We start from the raw sequence: 17,840 nt of genomic DNA, 5'->3' as shown, positions 1-17,840 counted from the left end.
CCCTTCACCTACTTCCACAAGAACGGCGGATATGCGTCTAAATCTCCGCGCAGATAACGTGCCAACAGCATTGCCTGTACATGGGGAACTAAACCCCATTGAATTTTCTCATTTAAATATGGATGCGAAATTGTTTCCTGCTTTTTGGTCTGCCACTTTGTCAATATGGTTCTTCGGACGTCGTCTTCCATCAAAACCGCGCCATTTTCCTTCTGCACAAAATCTGACGGCTTGACTTCCTTCTTGTTAATCAAGGATAATACAAAACGATCCGCCATCACAGGACGCAATTCTTCCATCAGATCCAGTGCCAACGATACCCTGCCCGGGTGATCTCTGTGGACAAACCCCACATAAGGGTCCAAACCAACCGCCTGTAAAGCAGCTGCGGTATCATGCGTCAGGAGTGTATATACAAATGAAAGCAACGCATTTACAGAATCCAGCGGCGGACGACGATTTCTGCCGTGGAAATAGAAGCTTTCCTTCTGCTGTAAAATCAAATCGTCAAATACGCTGAAATACCGCGTTGCCGCCTCTCCCTCATAGCCCCGCAACTCGTCCAAATTTCCTGCCTGCTGTACCTGTTCTATAGATGTTTTCAAAAACTGCACCACACGCTTCATTTTCTCTACGTCAAGACGAAGCGCATGGTCCCGCATGGCACGCTCTAAAACCCACCGGGAATTATACAGCTTTCCGATTATAAAATGACTTCCGATCTCCGTACTTGCCACAACACTGTCTGATAAACGGTACTGCGTTTTTCTCAACAGAACATTACCGTATTCTTCCCCTGTAATACGAGCTAAAAATCGCCCGTGAGGCGTCATGAAGCTGAGCGCGATGTTTCGTTTTGCACAAGCTCCCATCAGAGCAGGGCTGGCTCCTGTATAACCAAACGCAACAATTCCCTCCAGATTATGGAGTGGAACACGTTTTAACTCTACAGAGTCCTTTCGTATTACAATGTTTTCACCGTCCAGTGCCAAATAGGTTTCCGGAGTGGTTACAAAAAGTGTATTTCCCAGTTTTTTCATACGGTGTCCTCCCGCAGCTTTTTATCCAGATAGGCCGCAACGGTCGTCTGTTTCATCATTTTGGGCAAACACAAATCCGCCAGCGAACATGCTTTGCAGTTTGCACCGGGTTTTACCTTCGGCGTATGTCCCCGGTTATAAAGCGCGTGCATTTCCAACAGCATTGCCTGTACCTTGTCACGCAGTTCCTGGTTTAGGGGCACCTTGTTTCTCCGATTCGTTTCTCCGTAGAACAGCGACGCTTCCGGAATATCGCAGCCCAGCATTTCTTCCAGGCACATCGCCTGACAGCATAGCTGCAGACGATCCGCATCGTTTTCCTTTGGTTTTCCCCTTTTGTACTCCACCGGCATGGGACGCCATTTCCCATCCCTTCCAAAGATGGGAATTCCGTCGGGAGAGGCATGCAGTTCTACTACATCGCAAATGCCATTGACGCCCAGCGTCCCGGAGAACACCGCCATCCCACGGGAAATTAACACGTCTCCGCGCTTTTCGGTAAACAGCGCGTCATGCGCCCTCTCATGCATAATGCTGCCTTCTATCGTCCAGATATTTTCCTGCCACTGCTGTTCAATATAGATCAACGCCCATTGCCTGCGGCAATAGGAAAAATGCTGAATTCCCGCAATACTTAGAAACTCTTCCTCCCGATACGCCATATTACACCATCCTGACGCAGCTGACTCCTTCCGGTAATGCCGCCGCATCCACTGCAATCTTATAATCCTGATACTGCCTGGCGATCTGTGTGCTCTCTTTCCGCTTAACGGATACCGTATCAAACAGCTTATATGACGGAGCGTTGCCCAGCTCGCTCTCATGGCGGAAAACAATCAATTCTCGCACGGTCATTTTTCCACGGGCCGCGGCATGGTCGTGCTCAAACATGTTGACGACTGCATCCCAGAACAGCTTTAAGTCTTCCTCGGAGAAACCGGTGACTTTTCTGGCCAGATTGGCAGAAATGAATCCTTCCGCACGATAAAGTGCATAGGGAATCACGTACTTTCTTCCCATCTCCGTTCCCTTTTTCTCCGCGTCCTCTTTGGTTGTGATTGCCACACGGGTAATGGTAACTTCCTGCTGTACTACCGGATCGATGCTTCTAGCAAAGGTCAGCTGCACCGGACCGCGAACCTGGCCGCAGTTCAGTTTTGCTTTGACAAAAGTAGTCATGACAGCGCCAAAGGTTCGTATATCAAAAAAGTTTTTGCACATAAAATCTCGGATTTCCAAATCCAGATTTTCACGGTTCTTTTTAATTTCCTTCATATTTTTGGGATCAATTTGCAACATTTCAAACGCAGTTTCATCACTGGCATTCAGCGGCACATTGTCCTTAATATAAATTCTATAGCCCGGTTCATCTTCCTTGACGGTTTCTATGTAGTTGCGGATCTTGCGCTTCAGGCATACGTCCGTCACGATACCATGACCGGTTTCCGGATCAATGCGCGGCATATTTCCCGCATCGGGGTCGCCATTGGGATTTCCATTTTCTACATCAAACAGGATTACAAATTCATAGCGGTTGCGGATCGGTTCACTCATTTTCAGTTCCCTCTTTCTTTTTATAATTTGCATTTTTCTGATGATAGTATCCCAGAATGAACACGCCCTGTTCGTTCAAAGACAAGTGAACAGGAATCGGGTCATTTTCCACATCCAGTTTTTGCAAAAGCTGCTCAATGCGCCTGTCGCTGACACCGCCATACGCTGCCTTGGCGATATGATGCTGGGAAAGCCGCAAAAGCACTGGGAACACTGCGCCCGGCGTTGCACAGGCAGAGGTAAAATAGCGGTCCCGGATGGTTGCGTTGATCCCAGGATTCGCATCCTGCTGCACTTTTTCCAAAACAGCAAACAGCCGTCCTAACACATATGCTTTGTTATTACTTTCTTCGTTTAACGCCACTTTACATTCCTCCTGATACGCTTTGAAATTTTTTAATAAATACGCTTTTACGGTCGCCGTTTTTTTGTAGCTCACCTCATGCTCTGCACGAATCCGCAGCATAACGGCATTCATCAACAGTGCAGGATAATCCTGCCCCAATAAAATTGCGCGGGAAACTGCTCCTGCCAAAAGAGGGGAAGCACTTTTATCCGTCGCATTTTCCGATACGGTTTCCTCCAGCATTTCTTTAATGGAAATAATCTCTCTTTCATATGCCGCATGTTCCAGTTCCAGACGCTTGTAGTGCTGCTGCATATTCTCGATAAAGCCGCCGAAAGTATTATGCAGGAAAAAACGGATGGAAAGGCGCGACGCGTTAGGGGCAAGGCCTAAGATATAAAAATCCGTCTTAGAGTCCAAAACATCCGAAAAATCAGCAATATTTTGGCCGCGCATCAATTTTTCCACTACACTTCCAACCAAAAACTCTGCACCTTTACTCTGACCCTGCTTCTCCTCTATTGATGTTGGGCTGGGAGAAAAAAAGCCACAGAAAACATCCCGATAGATCGGCTGGGGGCTTTCCGCCCAATACAGAATGGTGGTATCTCCCAGAACCATCCGATGCTTCTCATCGGCTAAGAGATAGTTTAACATCGTGGTATAGGCAAAGGCCGCATACTGGCTGACCGGTGCGTTCAATCCTTGATCTTTTTCCCGGCCATACGACTCATATGCTAAGTCATTAAAGGACACAATGGATGCCCCCGTGGACTGCGCGCCCTTTACACCTTTAATGCTGGGATGCAGCCTTGCAATGGGAAGCTGCCTGCCAGTGACCAGGCATTGCATCTGCACATTGTCTGTCCCTACATTCTTGTCTGCTTCCCACGCGCGCTGGATTGCCGGAACCTGATGCAGATATGCGCCTCCATCCAGCTTAAAGATCAGAAACGCGCCCGAAAGCAGTTCATCCATATATGGTTCGAGCACTGGTGTTTGTGTTGCCTGCTCCGGGTTCCAGTTCTCAATAAACTGCAGCAAAGCTTTCGCTTCTAAGCAATTGACGTTCTGCAGAATTTCCCGGTGTCGTTTTTGAAACTCCTGAAAACACTTCCGGGCGCGTTCCGGCTTTCCCTTGCTGTCAATTCCAAAAATGTAGGCGACGTTCTCGCATAAAAAATTGGACTTAACGCCAACCGTCTTCTTCTCCTGTTCCGGTACTTTCATCGGTTTCGGAATTTCCACAGTCTTTTTTCCACGCAAAACGGTCTTTTTTAAGGGAATCAGTCCCAATAGCTCTCCCTGAGCGGATAGATTGACTGCAAAAGACACTTTCGCCATAGAATATCCCGGGCTGGCAATGTCGCACTCGTCGTCCTCCGCCAAAATTTCATAGTAACGCACCAACGACTGTAAAATCATCGTACCACCTCACAGTCCCGCAGATCAATCACGCCGTTTTCCATCCTGGCACGGAAAAAGACCGGCTGGATGTCCTGAGGATTGCTGTAGTCCATGTCATACAGCATATACCCCAAATCCCGGCTTTCCGCGATACCCGGCGGCTCCGGCTCGTCCTCTTCCACCAGACGAAAATGTGCAGGAAATTCCCTGCAGCCGAAGCATGGCATATGATAGCACTGTCCATTTCGCATCCGGCGTGCCGCAATTGCATAATGCTTTTCCGGCGTATCGCGCGCTCCCGCCTGCTGTGTCATTTCAAAATGTGCTTCGATGATATAGCAGACGTCCTGTAGCAACAGGGAAGCCCGCTGTTGGATTTTCGATGCAGTATCAATATATAAAGGTTTTTTTGCACCATCCATAACCGATCGAACATTTCGAGCCGATATTTTACATCCTACCTCGTTTCTTCGCACATTGGTAAACGAGATTTTTTTACACACCTGAATCCGGTCGATCTTCCATCGGATCGCCGGTTTCCAGTAAATTGCCTCTATGATCCCCCTTGCGGCGGAAGGAGTCATCACATCGTAACTGACGCGCTCCACCTTCATTTCGGGACGGGTAAAAAGTGCATATTTGCCCCAGACCTTCAGTTTAATGCCATATCCCAAATCAATTCCCCCTTTATATGATAATCCCAATTCCACTGGACGCTAGGGCGTCCAACCCAATTTTCTCGCTGTACCTTTCATCGTCCAGTAAGACTGCGGTTTCTCCACAAACATATGTAATCGCTCCGGCGTCGCGCAAGCGGTCAAATTCCTGCGGATAGGTCGTCGCGGCGTAAGGCTGCAAACGGCGCAGCAAATCGCGGTTTGGCCCCTTTGCAAGTTCTTGAACCCACTGCTTCACACAATCTTCTTTGGCAATAACCACTGGCTTTGTCTTTTGATCAATGAACTCAAATTTTTCCGCAATTTCTGAAAAGTCGCAAAAAAATCCAAATTCCTGCAGGCTGGACTCCAATTTATCTACAATTTGGGGCATGTCCAAGCCCTCCGGCCCCTCTACATTATACAGTTCAGTAAAATAGGCATGAATTGCTTCCGGAGACAGCAGGTCTTTATAATGGCGCATCACAAATTGCGCCGCTTTCAACGGCCTTCCCTGTGCATGCGGCCGATTGGCATATTGTTCTTCCGGATTAAATACAAACACATCGCTGACTTCTCTTTTTCCCTCGCGGTTGCAGCGGCCTGCCGCCTGCACCAGAGAATCCAGCCCTGCCATCGCGCGGTATACTACCGGAAAGTCCACATCCACGCCCGCCTCAATCAGACGAGTCGCGACCACCTTACAAGGTTTCTCACTTTTTAAACGCACTTTTATTTCCGCAATCACTCTTTTGCGGTGCGCCGGATACATCAAAGTGGATAGATGATAGCATCCCTCCCCTTCCAATAACTGATATAAATCCCTCGCCTGTCTCCGGTTGTCTACAATGCAAAGCGCCTGCTGTGCTTGTCCCATCTCCTCCGCCAGCATTTGATTGTCCATCGCTCCCCGGTAAACCAGACGCGTACGCCGGAAAAAGTCGTACAGTTCCCGGGTATTCTCACAAATTTCACGTATTGGCATATTCGGTGGAAAGAAGGGCTGCAACGCCGGTTGTGTGGCACTGCATAAAACTGCCGTGCACCGATAATTCGCCACCAATTCCGCAATAGCTCTTACACAGGGCAATAAATATTCCGTCGGCAGCATCTGCGCCTCATCAAATATCACCACACTGTTGGCTATATTGTGCAGCTTCCGGCATCTGGATGATTTACAGGCAAATAAGGATTCAAAAAACTGCACATTCGTTGTGACGATAACGGGCATATCCCAATTTTCCGTCGCCAGCTTTTGTACCTTCAACACATCATCTTCTCGGTCTTCGTCAAAGTCGAAGTTGGAATGGTGTTCCAAAACATTTTCTTTTCCCAGAACGGATTTAAATTCCCCAGCATTCTGTTCAATGATGCTGGTATAGGGAATCACATAAATTACGCGATCCATCCCGTTATGTATTGCATGCCGCAGAGCAAAAGCAAGGGACGACCATGTCTTTCCCCCGCCAGTCGGGACCGTAAGTGAAAATAAGCCCCTGTCTGAAGCAGCGGCGCCCAGACAGCTTTGTAAAATTTCGTTTCTTTTTATATGGATGGGCTTCGTCGCTCCCGCAAAGGTCTCCAGCTTCTGATCCAGCTTATCCTTCAGGTATTCCAGAGCAGCCTGATTCTGGGCACGGCCTGTACAGCCACCTTTCATAAAGGTTTCCGTATCCAGATAGTCCGCGTCCACCAGACAGGAATACAGCATACGGATAAAAAATGATATGGAAAAGCCTGCTTTATAGAGCGGTTGGAACGGCTGCTTTTGAGGCAACGGAGGCAGCGTATTATCATCGTAGAAAGCGCTGTAATCTTCCACATGACGTTTCAATCGGCCGCTCAAAGTCACTTCTGCCTGCGTATCCATGGGACTGCCGCCGTTCGGCAGCCCTCCATGGTGGCCTGCAATACAATAGGCCAACCACATTCCGATACCCGGTATCATCTTATCCACAATTTGCGCACCGGCGGTGGAATGGTCCACATGGATATTGGCGCCATGAATTCGTTTTTGAAATGCTTCGGTATACTTTCCCACATCATGCAGCCATGCACAGATTCTTCCGTATTCTCCGTCGCCAAAACGATCCGCAAATCGCTCCGCCAACTCTACCGTCCCTTGCTGATGCTGCAAAATACTTTGCTCTGTTCCATCGTCTGGATTCTTATGGGCTATATACATGATTTCACCCCCTGATCTTAGGAATATTCTGGTACAAGTATACCATATTCACCTGATTAATGACAGAATAATATTTTATTCCGCAATTTTCACAATTCTGAACCTAAAATTTTTACCAACTAAAAAGCATATGAAGCATTCTGGGCCGCACCTTATATCTTGCAAGATACAGCCATCTGCACAAAGAAAACCCTGACGATAAAACAGTCCTATCACTGCTGCATCGTCAGGGTTTTTCATCATAGAATTGCCAATTTACTTTTTTGTGAGGTACTCTTCCGTCATATGCGCGGCTACCGCGCCGTCGGAAACGGCCGTTACCACCTGGCGCAAAACCTTTTGACGTACGTCGCCAGCGGCAAATACACCCGGTAAATTTGTTTCTGTACTTTCTCCCGCGTCAATATATCCTGCCGGGGTCAATTGGAGTGATTCTTTAACAAGTCCCGTATTCGGAATATTTCCCACCGCGACAAAGACGCCATCACAGGTCAGTTCCTTTTGCTCTTCCGTCTTGACATTTTTCACGCGGATACCGGTTACTTTTCCGTTTTCTAAAATTTCTTCTACAACAGAATCCCACACAAACTCTACATTTTCACATTTTTCCAGCGGCTTCAGGTACGCCTTCGAAGCTCTGAGTGTATCGCGCCGATGCACCAAATAGATCTTTTCGCATATCTTGGATAGAAAAACTGTATCCGCAGCCGCGGTATCTCCACCGCCAATGACAGCAACGGTCTTTCCTTTATAAAACATTCCGTCACAGGTCGCGCAATAGGAAACGCCTTTTCCACGCAGGCTCTTTTCGTTCGGCAATCCCAGCTCACGCGGAGAAGCGCCAAGCGCTAGAATCACAGCGCTGCTTTCATACTCCTCCCCATCTTCCGTGCAAATTTTTTTGACTGGAGCGTCTAAATGCAACGAGGAAACCTGTGCAAAAACGCTGACCGCGCCGAAACGCTCCGCCTGTTTCTGCATCTCCATAGCCAACTCAAATCCATTTACGCCGTCTGCAAACCCCGGATAATTGTCAATTTGATCAGTAGTACCCATCTGTCCACCCGGCGCCATCGCTTCTATAATTAAAGTGGAAAGCGCCGCGCGGGCACAGTACAGAGCCGCCGTATATCCAGCCGGCCCTCCGCCGACAACGATGACATCGTATTGATTCATACCGAATCCTCCTTCACACAGTCTATTTCAGTTTGGCCGCTTTTCCTATCCTTATTATACACAACTTGTACACAAAATAGAAGAAAAAGGAAAACATAAAAACAGAAGCTCCGGTAACATTAATTACCAGAGCTTCCTTATTCAGAGCTATCGAACAAATTATGATCCTCTTACTATCTAAACACCTTTTCAGGTCTTTGGAATTTTAGTACATGGGAACCATTGGAATCATTCCTCATTTTCCCACGATTCTGGAATCTTTACGCGTGTTTGAAACTATATTTTAGAGTTACCCAAATAATTCTTCATGTTCATACTGAACTACTTTTTAATAAAAGTTAACCGGGTTTTAAAGTATAGATCACGCTATTCCGAATAAAGGAGTTTGTTTGTGCAAACCATTGGTTGATTCTTAATACAGATCGTATCCTTTCTCAATTCATGGCCAGCTAAAAATTCAATTGCCCTTTGGACTCATCCCTTTTCGCGTTATTTTTATAAAAACGAGATAATGAATGATACCGTTCTTTTGCAAAATCAGTTTGTGAATAAATCAAATTTCCCGCGCGGGTCCTTTTTTACTCTCTGATCTTTGCCAGAAACGATCGCCTTCAGAAAATTCTGCATCATCAGTTCTCTCTTCAACTTACGATTTATTCCAATCTTTTCGCTTTCAAAAACTATATGCAGGTTTCTTCCGGCATTCAACCTAAACAAGTACTTCACGCTACCAGTGATACAGGCTTCTAGGCTTTCTGGTTACAAATTCCCTGTTGATCCAATTGGACCGCTCACTTTCATTCTGCTTTTGTCCTGTACCTTTTCAAAAGAAATCCAGCTTACAGGCATTATCAGTTTTCCAATTACAGCTTTCTTTTTGGATTGGTTGGCTGTTTCCTTCCTCCTGCTTTCGCTCCGGTCTTTTCAGAATCCGGCATTACAGGCTCTCCGTTCTCCAGTTACAACCCTTCTAAAAATTAAATGCTGACTGTAGACCTCATCCTGTCTTTCGTTCTGTCCTTTTTCAAAGATTTCCAGTTTTACAGACCATTTGAGTTTTGCGATGCAATTTTCTCCGGAATACTGACCGATTGCTCTATCCTGCTTTCAGTTACCGGTGTCTGTGGTTGCTTATTTGGATTCTCCAGCTTTCCTTCCATGCGATAAACACTGTATTTTCCAACTTGTTTATACTTTGCATTTCTGTAACAGCTGGTATCTCATTGGTTGCAAATTAATAAAATTGATTATTTAGGATAGACTAATCAATTTTCAGGAATACAGCTTCCACTGTTGGGGATCTTATTGTTCAGAAGTGCAAGCCCGACAGACTGCACTTCGAAACTGTATGCTTTCGTTGTCCATGGGACTCACCCTTTCTCTTAAAAGCTACGTTTACATGAAAGAGACCTTTTCAATAACCGATGCCCTTTCCTAACTGCTTCTCATGGTACCATTTTTGTAATACCACCAAAGCTCTTTACTTATTTGGCATCTTACTTCTTTTTCTCTCCCCTGTTTCTGTCTATATTATAATCTCCGTTTTTGTGAATGTCAATACTTTTTTTAAACTTTTTATCGTTTATCTATAGATAATTTTATAACAAAAGATTTCTGTTGACTTAGCGTTCCTGGAAAGGTAAAATAAATAACAAAGATCAATCTGTAAAGGAGATGACCCCCATGAACGAAGAATTCGGCGCTGATCTGATTACATTGATCGATGACGAGGGTGAAGAACATGAGTTTGAAATCCTCGATGTAATTGATAATGATGAAGGCTGTTTCTACGCGTTGCTTCCTACCTTTGACGATCCGCAGGATGAGCTGGAATCCGAAGGCACCTATTACATCTTCGAGGCGATCGAAGAAGACGGCGAACAGCAGCTTGCGGAAGTGGAAGACGAAGAACTGCTGGACCGCCTTGCGGAAATTTTTGAAAAGCACTTTGAAGAACTCTACGAGGAAGAATCCGAAGGTTAAATGTTCCCCCTGCCTGGTGCGTGGACTTGTGTATAAATAACCCTACACTTTTAAATCGGGAGCTTAGCTCCGGCGGCGGACCGCAGACCTCCCGGCCTTGTGCTGGAAGAAGGGAGTGGAAAACCGTTGGGCGGGCACCCACCTGTCTTTCGTAGGCAGGTTATTTCGCACATTACGGCCAGGCGGGACTCATTTAAAAATCAGGCTCCTGTTTTTGACAGGAGCCTTTTGTTTTATTTATACAGCTTTCCAGTCTTTGACAGATGTTTGGGGATCGGATATAATATTGGATAATCCATTTATGGACATATGACCCGGGACGGAAGTTGTTGCTACGGATAAAAGGAGCTGAATTTATGAGCGGCTATCAAATCATTACCGATTCCAATACGGACCTTACCCCCGCGCTGGTGGAGGAGCTGAACGTGCATGTAATCCCTATGGAGTACACGCTGGGCGGAACTACCTATCTGCAGTACCCCGACGAGCGCGAGCTGCCTACCAAAGAGGTATACGAACGCCTGTCCGCCGGAGAGGTCGCCACTACCAACCAGATCAATTCCCTGACTTTTACAGAGACATTTGAGCCATACCTGCAAAAGGGCTTGGACATCCTATATATTGGGTTCTCTTCCGGGCTTTCCGGAACATATAACTGCTCCCGCCTGGTGGCGCAGGAGCTTGCGGAAAAATATCCGGACCGCAAAATCCTGGTTGCGGATTCTCTCGCGGCGTCCATGGGAGAAGGCCTGCTGGTATACAACGCGGTGCAGCGAAAAAATGCCGGGCTTTCCATTGATGAACTGTATCAATGGGTCATGGACAACCGCAACCGGCTGGCACACTGGTTCACAGTGGATGATCTGAACTTTCTCAAGCGTGGCGGACGCGTCTCCGGCGCGGCGGCCATGTTCGGCACAATGCTGGGCATCAAGCCCGTGCTGCATGTGGACGACGAGGGCCATTTGATTCCGGTGGAAAAAATCCGCGGCCGGCGGCAATCTCTGAACGCACTTGTGGACCACATGGCAAAAACGGTGGAACGTCCGGAAGAACAGACTGTTTTCATCAGCCATGGAAACGCGTTGGAAGATGCGGAATATGTTGCGGAACAAGTAAAATCGCGCTTTCATGTAAAGAATATCTATATCAACTATATTGGGCCGGTCATTGGTTCGCATTCCGGGCCCGGTACCATCGCTTTGTTTTTCCTTGGAAAGAGTAAAGACTGAGCAGCTTTTCGCTGCCGCCCAAAGGAAAGGAAACGATCTTTATGAACGACTATCAAATCATCACGGATGCCTGTGCGGATCTGACGCCAAAGCTGGTGGAAGAGCTGGGAGTCGACGTCATCCCCATGGGCTTTCAGATGGGTGATACAAGCTATACGCATTATTCCGACGAGCGGGAACTCACTGCAAAGGCCTTTTTTGATCGCCTGCGCAAGGGAGAAATGGCCACTACCAACCAGATCAACCAGGCTATTTTCACGGAAGTTTTTGAATCATACCTGCAAAATGGACAGGATGTTCTGTATATCGGCTTTTCCTCCGCGCTTTCCGGAACGTTTCACAATTCTGTTCTGGTTGCCGAGGAGCTGTCGCAAAAATACCCGGAACGTAAAATTCATGTCTGCGATTCCCTGACCGCCACATTTGGAACCGGATTGCTGGTCTATTATGCTGTGCAGAAAAAGAATGAGGGCATGGACATCGACCAGCTCAGCCAGTGGCTGCAAAGCGAACGTTTTCTGGTGTCCGGCTGGTTTACGGTGGACGACCTGAATTTCCTCAAGCGCGGCGGACGGCTTTCCGGCGCGGCGGCACTGGTTGGCACGATGCTGGGCATTAAACCGATTCTGCGCATCACGGAAGAGGGCAAGCTGGTCCCAATGGAAAAGGTTCGCGGGCGCAGGCCGTCCCTGAACACGCTGTTGGGCCACATGGAAAAGACCTTTCGTGACAACGGAGACCAGGTGGTTTTTATCATTCACGGCGATTGTCCAGACGACGCGTCCTATCTGAAAAAAGAGATCAAAAGCCGATACAAGACCAGGCATATCTATACCAACAATATCGGCCCGATCATCGGCGCACACACCGGCCCGGGCGCGATTGCAATCTTTTATATCGGCAAAGGCCGCAATTGACAGAACCATTGAAGAGAGCCTCCGAGCAGAGGCTCTCTTTTTTATACCAAAGAGGGGGATGCCTGAAAAGGCATCCCCCTCTTTAAACTGTACTCTTTTAACAAACAAAATCAGTTGATGGTGACTGTGCAGTGCTTGACCGGATTCTGACCCGGCAGCTGCGTGTACACGCCGGTGCTTTGGCCCGGTGCGCCGATTGCCCAGACCCTGAAATAGCAATCGTTTCCGATCTGTGCTACAAACTGCGTCTTAAATACGGTTCCATTGCCCACGGTAAAGGCCGGCACGGTACCGGCGGTTCCATTGACAACCGTCATCTTAAAGCAGTACGCCTGTCCTCTGCGGACCGCAAACGGAAGCGTCGTGTCGGAACGGACGTATGCGCTCTGCGCCGCCGCGCCGCCTGTGACAAGTGCCGTACCATCTGCGCCGTATGCATTTCCGGCCGGTACCGAACTGGAAGAGGCCTTTCCGGAACTGCTGGTCTTCTTTTCCAGCTCTTTGACGGTGGTTTCCAGATTCTCCGCAAGCTGATCCACATATGCCTGATCGTCTTCGCTCAGGGCATTGTCCGCCATTGCGGCTTCCGCCGCTGCGATCGCCTGGCGAACGGCTGCCGCAGTCTTTGCCGTATATTTGGACAGATCGATTTGTTTTGCGGATTTCAGCAGTTCTTCCAGATTTGTTTTATTGGCTTTCAACCGCAGCTCCAGAATCGAATCCATCAGCTTCTCCGTCGCCGCTTCAATCTCCTGCCGGGTTACATACTCATCCGCATAGACGTCCTGCGCTTCCTGCAAAGCCGCAATAAACGCTTCTTTGCCGGTTTCTACATATTGTTCCAGATTATAGTGCTCTGCCTCTGCAATGGCCTCTGCCAGCAGGGATTTGTCGCCCGCCTCGATGCCCAGGGCATGGATCCATTTAACCAGATTGGTCCAGCCCTCCAGCACCTCTTCTCTGGTCGCATCCGCATTGTCCCTTACCTGTTTCGCCTCTGCCAGCGCTTTTTCAAATCCCTCTTTGACATCCGCATGAACCTTGTCATACGCTTCAGAATCCATCTGTTCTTCTGCATAGCCAATGACCTTGTTCAGCAAAGTTTTATCCGCTTCCGGAGCGTCTATATTTTCTTTAACGACAAGCGTATACGGTACAATGCTGGTGACCGGGTTGCCTGCAAAGGTCTGCGTATCCAGTTCTACATAAAGGTTGTATGTGCCCGCTGTTCCCATCGCCGGCGTACCGCCGATGGTTCCGATAAAGTTCTTTTCCGTCAGGCTGAGGCCCTCCGGCAGCGCGTCGCTGTTCGCCGCAAGCTTGTAGGTATAGTCCGTACTGAACGGCCCGTTCAACGCCTTGATTTCCTGAGAGAACGCCTTGCCCTCTTCTGCTGTGAATACGCTGAAGGGCATCGGGTCGGAGTCAAGGCGGCCCTTGACAAACAGCTGGAAGGTTTTTGTCACAGACGCCACGCCGTCTTCCGCCCGTATGACAATCTGATAAACGCCGGAGGAATCGGAGGCCAGCGTGCCTTCCAGCTTTCCGTCCTCGGACAGTTCCAAGCCGTTGGGCAGCGGGTCGCTGGACGCATCGACGGAGAATTTCACATCGCCCTGCGCGTTTGCGGCTTTCAACTGCACGGTGGGATAGGTTTCGTTCGCATTGCCCATTTCCAGGCTGCCGGTGACAATCTGCAGCTCCTGGCTGTCGGACGGATCTCCGACGACGAGCGGAACCACTCTGGTGCTGCTCTCACCCAGAGCGTCGGTGACAATCAGGGTGATTTCATATCTGCCTTCCGCAGATTCCGGCACAACGCCGGGGATAAAGAACAGGCCGAACATCAGGTTGCCGCTCTTGATGCTGCTGCCGGACAGAGCAAATCCGGACGGGAGGTCTTTTACTTTCCAGGTGTACGGAGCCAGTCCGCCCTCCGCCTGCAGATCGCAGGTGTAGTTTGCGTTCAGTTCTGCATGGCTCAGCTCTTCCAGGCTGACCTCTACCGACTTCACAATGGTATGCAGGGTATAATGTGCGGTTCCATTTTTGCCGTCCGGAGCGGTTACCTGCACATCGATATCAAACTGCTTCGGCTCCGCCTCCTGAGAACTGCCGCTGAGCACGCCGTCCTCAGAAAGTGTGATGCCGTTGGGCAGCGGGTCTTCCGTGCGATAGGTTGCGCCTTCCACCGGGTTGCCGTCCGCATCCTTCGCTTCCAGCTCCACACGGTACTCCTGGTTCTGACGGGAGATCGGCAGCGCTTCCGGCGCGATTTCCAGCTCGCCTTCCACTGTCAGCTGTAATTTCTTCACGGCGACGGCGCCCTCGTTGTCTGTTACCTGGAAGGTAATAGCATAGACGCCCTGCTGGCCTTCCGCCGCTTTGCCGGTGATCCGGCCGTTGGGCAGCAGCGCCAAGCCCTCGGGGAGCTGATCCTTGCTGTCCTGCGCTACGGAGAAGGAATAGGAGGTTCCCTCGCCGCCGGCTGCGATCAGCGGATTGACTTTTCTCTCCGCGTATTCGCGGTTGACCTTTGCAAGCGGAAGCTCCGTCGTGCGGATTTCCAGTGTCTCCGCATACTGGTGCTTATCCTCCATGGTGGAAAGCGCGCTCTGCTCGATGGCACGCAGGAAATGGTAGGCGTTGCGCTGCAGGTCCTCAATGGTGACGGTCCCCTTTTCGCCAAGTCCTTCCACAATCTTGTCCGGAATGCGGTACATGACGTGTTTGCCGGACATGATGACGTCATTGCCGCCCGCCATTTCCAGATCCGGGTCCGCGATCGTGTCCAGATCGCCCCAGTCGGTGACGACGAATCCGTCAAAGCCCCATTCGCCGCGGAGGATGTCGATCAGCAGCTCTTCGCTGGCGGCGCAATACTGCCCATTAATCTTATTAAAGGCGGACATGACGTTGGTCACCGCGCCGGTTTTCACCGCCATTTCAAACGGTTTGAGCGTCACTTCACGCAGGGCGCGCTCGGTGCTGATAACATTCATCGCATCAAGGCTGGTGCCTTTTTCCAAAGTCGTTTCATTTTGCAGGCCGCGGCGGTACCACTCCTGGTCGTTGCCGGCGTAGTGCTTCAGGCAGACTGTGACGCCGCTTTCGTTGACGCCCGTCGCCACGGTGGCAGCGGTGATGCCGCTCAGAATCGGGTCCTCGGAATAGTATTCGTTGTTGCGCCCGTTGAGCGGGTTGCGGTGCAAATTGATGCTGGGCGCAAGCCAGATGTCCACATTGATGGCGATCATTTCTTCGCCGACAGCCTCTCCGAATTCTTTCAGCAGGTCTTTATTCCAGATGCAGGCCACTGCCGCCGCACGGGGCCAGCCGACATTCTTATCCAATCCAAGGGATTCGGACGCATTGTAGGAAATGCCTGCGGAACCGTCCGCATAGATCACGGATGGAATGGCCAAACGCTCAACCGTACGGGACTGCCCCGCGCCGCTGGTTCCAATATTCGCTTTTGTCCCGACATTGTCGATGCGGATACCGGAATCATCGGCGTAATACGTCTCGATTCCTGCTGTCGCACCACCGGAGCAGAACATGACCAGTTCGTCCTGCGTCATCTGGGAGACAAATTCCGGCAGGCTGACCGTGCCGTCCACTACGGCGCTGTATTTATAGACCGGCGCATCCTCCGGCAGCTCCTCCACAACGGTTTCTTCCAGCTGCGGGGCCTGCGTCTTTGCGTCGATATTGGAAGCGTCCACGGTTACGGCAGCTCCCCGCGCTGCGGCCAGTTCCTCTTCCTCACCCTCATAGGTGATGGGCTTGGCATTTTTGGTGGTCAGGGCTTTTTCTTCAAACAGCGCTGCGGCGTCCTCAGACATCACCAGTTCGTTGGAGAGCTGTTCCACCAGCAGTTCCTCTTCCACCCGGAAGCAGCCCGCCACATGTGTGTCGCGGGAGGAACCGCCCACGCGGATATAATAGTCGCCCGGCTCCAAAACGTAAGCCGCCTGTTCCTCGTCGTAGGAAGCGAAATCGGCAAGCGGGATGTTGAAAGTGATTTCCTGCGATTCACCGCTCTCCAGCAGCTCTGTTTTCTCATAATCAATCAGCTTTTGATAGGGCTGCTCCAGATTGCCTTCCGGCGCGCTGACATATACTTCCGCGACCTCCTTGCCGGGGACGGCCTCCGGGTCCTCTGTCACATTCGCAACGGTGACTTCGACGGTCAGTTCCTTCGCCCCTTCCTCTACGGAAACGCGCATGTCCTCAAACGCAAATTCGGAATAGGACAAGCCGCTGCCGAAGGGATACAGGACGTCTTTCCCAAAGGTATCAAAATAACGGTGCCCCTCAAAGATTCCCGTGGTATACAGGGAAACCGGGTCCTGTGGGCCAAACGCGGATTGATTCTTTGCAAAATCGAGCCCGGCGTCCGCATAGGAGGTATAGCCGAAGCTGTCCACAGTAGGATGTTCTTCATAAGTTTCCGTAATGGTGTCCGCCAGCTTTCCGCTGGGATTGGCGTAACCGAACGCAAGCTCCGCCAGCGCGTAGCCGTTCTGGGAACCGCCCGCATAGGAGATCATCACGCCGTCCACGCCGTACTCCCTGACCCAGGACATATCCATGGAGCCGTTGACGCTCATGATGACCGCCACTTTGTCAAATTTATCGCTGACCTGCTCCAGCAGGACTTTCTCAGAATGGTTCAAATACCAGTCGCCCGGCTGCTGGATGCGGTCCATCTCCTCGGAACCGGTGGTCCGGGTCAGAAACACGACCGCTGTATCGCAGGCTTCCGCCGCGCGGGCCACCAGGCCGTCGTCCTTTACTTCGCCGTCATCCAGCTTGACTTCCGGCGTCGCCACGCCCGCCGTCATGCTGAAGCCTGTGCCGGAATAGACCGGGGTTCCCCATTCGTCCGGCGCTTCCTTCGCGGTATCCCAGCCGTGGGTCACATTGCCGGACTGGCTCACATGCGCTTCGTAATATGCGCGCAGTTCCGGATACGCCTCCATGCCCAGCTTGTCCATACCGTCCAGGAAGTTTGTTGTGTACGCGCCGTTCGCCGCGCCGGAGCCGCTGCCGCCGGTGGACGGTTTGATCTGCCCGTTGCCGAATACCGCCACGGGCTTGTCTGTACGCAGCGGGAAAACGCTGTTTTCATTTTGCGCCAGAACGATGCTTTCCAGCTCCATCTGTTTGGCCAGCTTCGTATTGGCAACGCTCATGTCCGTCGTGCCGACCGGGCCGGTCGTCGCGTTTGCTACGGCGCCGCCTGCCGCCAGCATGCACGCCAGCATCAGGGATACGGTTCTTTTCCAAAGATGCCTCATTTTCGTCTCTCCTTTTTCTTTTCCAGTTGTTCAGCGTGTCT

11 protein-coding genes and 1 other RNA gene are annotated in these 17,840 nt (G+C 50.2%); 4 read left to right on the top strand and 8 right to left on the bottom strand.

Annotated features, from left to right (window positions below):
• Positions 1–8: 8 nt before the first annotated feature.
• The 7 genes from cas1c to trxB form a co-directional block, all read right to left on the bottom strand.
• Entirely contained in the window at positions 9–1,040 is a 1,032-nt protein-coding gene (gene cas1c / locus I4V53_RS08785) for a type I-C CRISPR-associated endonuclease Cas1c (protein ID WP_195985320.1), read from the bottom strand.
• Positions 1,037–1,702: a CRISPR-associated protein Cas4 gene (cas4, locus tag I4V53_RS08780; RefSeq protein ID WP_195985319.1), complete on the bottom strand. Its 666-nt coding sequence runs from the start codon at positions 1,700–1,702 to the stop codon at positions 1,037–1,039. The genes cas1c and cas4 overlap by 4 nt, the downstream gene beginning before the upstream one ends.
• A 1-nt stretch (position 1,703) precedes the next feature.
• Complete coding sequence (gene cas7c, locus I4V53_RS08775) at positions 1,704–2,594, bottom strand: type I-C CRISPR-associated protein Cas7/Csd2 (RefSeq protein ID WP_195985318.1); 891 nt, start codon at positions 2,592–2,594, stop codon at positions 1,704–1,706.
• Entirely contained in the window at positions 2,587–4,365 is a 1,779-nt protein-coding gene (cas8c, locus tag I4V53_RS08770; protein ID WP_195985317.1) for a type I-C CRISPR-associated protein Cas8c/Csd1, read from the bottom strand. Before cas8c ends, cas7c begins: the two co-directional genes overlap by 8 nt.
• Positions 4,362–5,021, bottom strand: coding sequence for a type I-C CRISPR-associated protein Cas5c (gene cas5c / locus I4V53_RS08765; protein WP_195985316.1), 660 nt, complete (start codon positions 5,019–5,021; stop codon positions 4,362–4,364). The genes cas8c and cas5c overlap by 4 nt, the downstream gene beginning before the upstream one ends.
• A gap of 13 nt (positions 5,022–5,034) precedes the next feature.
• Positions 5,035–7,188 carry a CRISPR-associated helicase Cas3' gene (cas3, locus tag I4V53_RS08760; RefSeq protein ID WP_195985315.1) on the bottom strand — a complete coding sequence of 718 codons (2,154 nt, stop codon included), beginning with the start codon at positions 7,186–7,188 and terminating at the stop codon, positions 5,035–5,037.
• A gap of 255 nt (positions 7,189–7,443) precedes the next feature.
• Entirely contained in the window at positions 7,444–8,364 is a 921-nt protein-coding gene (gene trxB, locus I4V53_RS08755) for a thioredoxin-disulfide reductase (protein ID WP_195985314.1), read from the bottom strand.
• A 1,683-nt stretch (positions 8,365–10,047) separates the two neighbouring features.
• Between trxB and I4V53_RS08750 the strand changes: the two genes are divergently transcribed.
• The 4 genes from I4V53_RS08750 (at position 10,048) to I4V53_RS08735 (ending at position 12,496) form a co-directional block, all read left to right on the top strand.
• Positions 10,048–10,347 carry a DUF1292 domain-containing protein gene (locus I4V53_RS08750; RefSeq protein ID WP_195985313.1) on the top strand — a complete coding sequence of 100 codons (300 nt, stop codon included), beginning with the start codon at positions 10,048–10,050 and terminating at the stop codon, positions 10,345–10,347.
• Positions 10,348–10,350: 3 nt separating this feature from the next.
• Positions 10,351–10,540, top strand: a non-coding RNA gene (ssrS, locus tag I4V53_RS08745) — 6S RNA.
• 163 nt (positions 10,541–10,703) lie between these two features.
• Positions 10,704–11,579: a DegV family protein gene (locus I4V53_RS08740; protein ID WP_195985312.1), complete on the top strand. Its 876-nt coding sequence runs from the start codon at positions 10,704–10,706 to the stop codon at positions 11,577–11,579.
• Between the two features lie 41 nt (positions 11,580–11,620).
• A complete protein-coding gene (locus I4V53_RS08735; RefSeq protein ID WP_195985311.1) occupies positions 11,621–12,496 on the top strand; it encodes a DegV family protein in 876 nt (291 codons plus the stop codon).
• Between the two features lie 110 nt (positions 12,497–12,606).
• Here the strand turns inward: I4V53_RS08735 and I4V53_RS08730 are convergent, their stop codons facing one another.
• Positions 12,607–17,799, bottom strand: coding sequence for a putative Ig domain-containing protein (locus I4V53_RS08730; protein WP_195985310.1), 5,193 nt, complete (start codon positions 17,797–17,799; stop codon positions 12,607–12,609).
• Positions 17,800–17,840 lie beyond the last annotated feature (41 nt).

Source organism: Clostridium sp. D33t1_170424_F3, assembly GCF_015667585.1.
In the GTDB taxonomy this organism is placed as follows: Bacteria; Bacillota; Clostridia; order Oscillospirales; family Acutalibacteraceae; genus Anaeromassilibacillus.
Note: the sequence above shows the minus strand (reverse complement) of the source record. Positions and strands in the feature narration are given on the sequence as shown.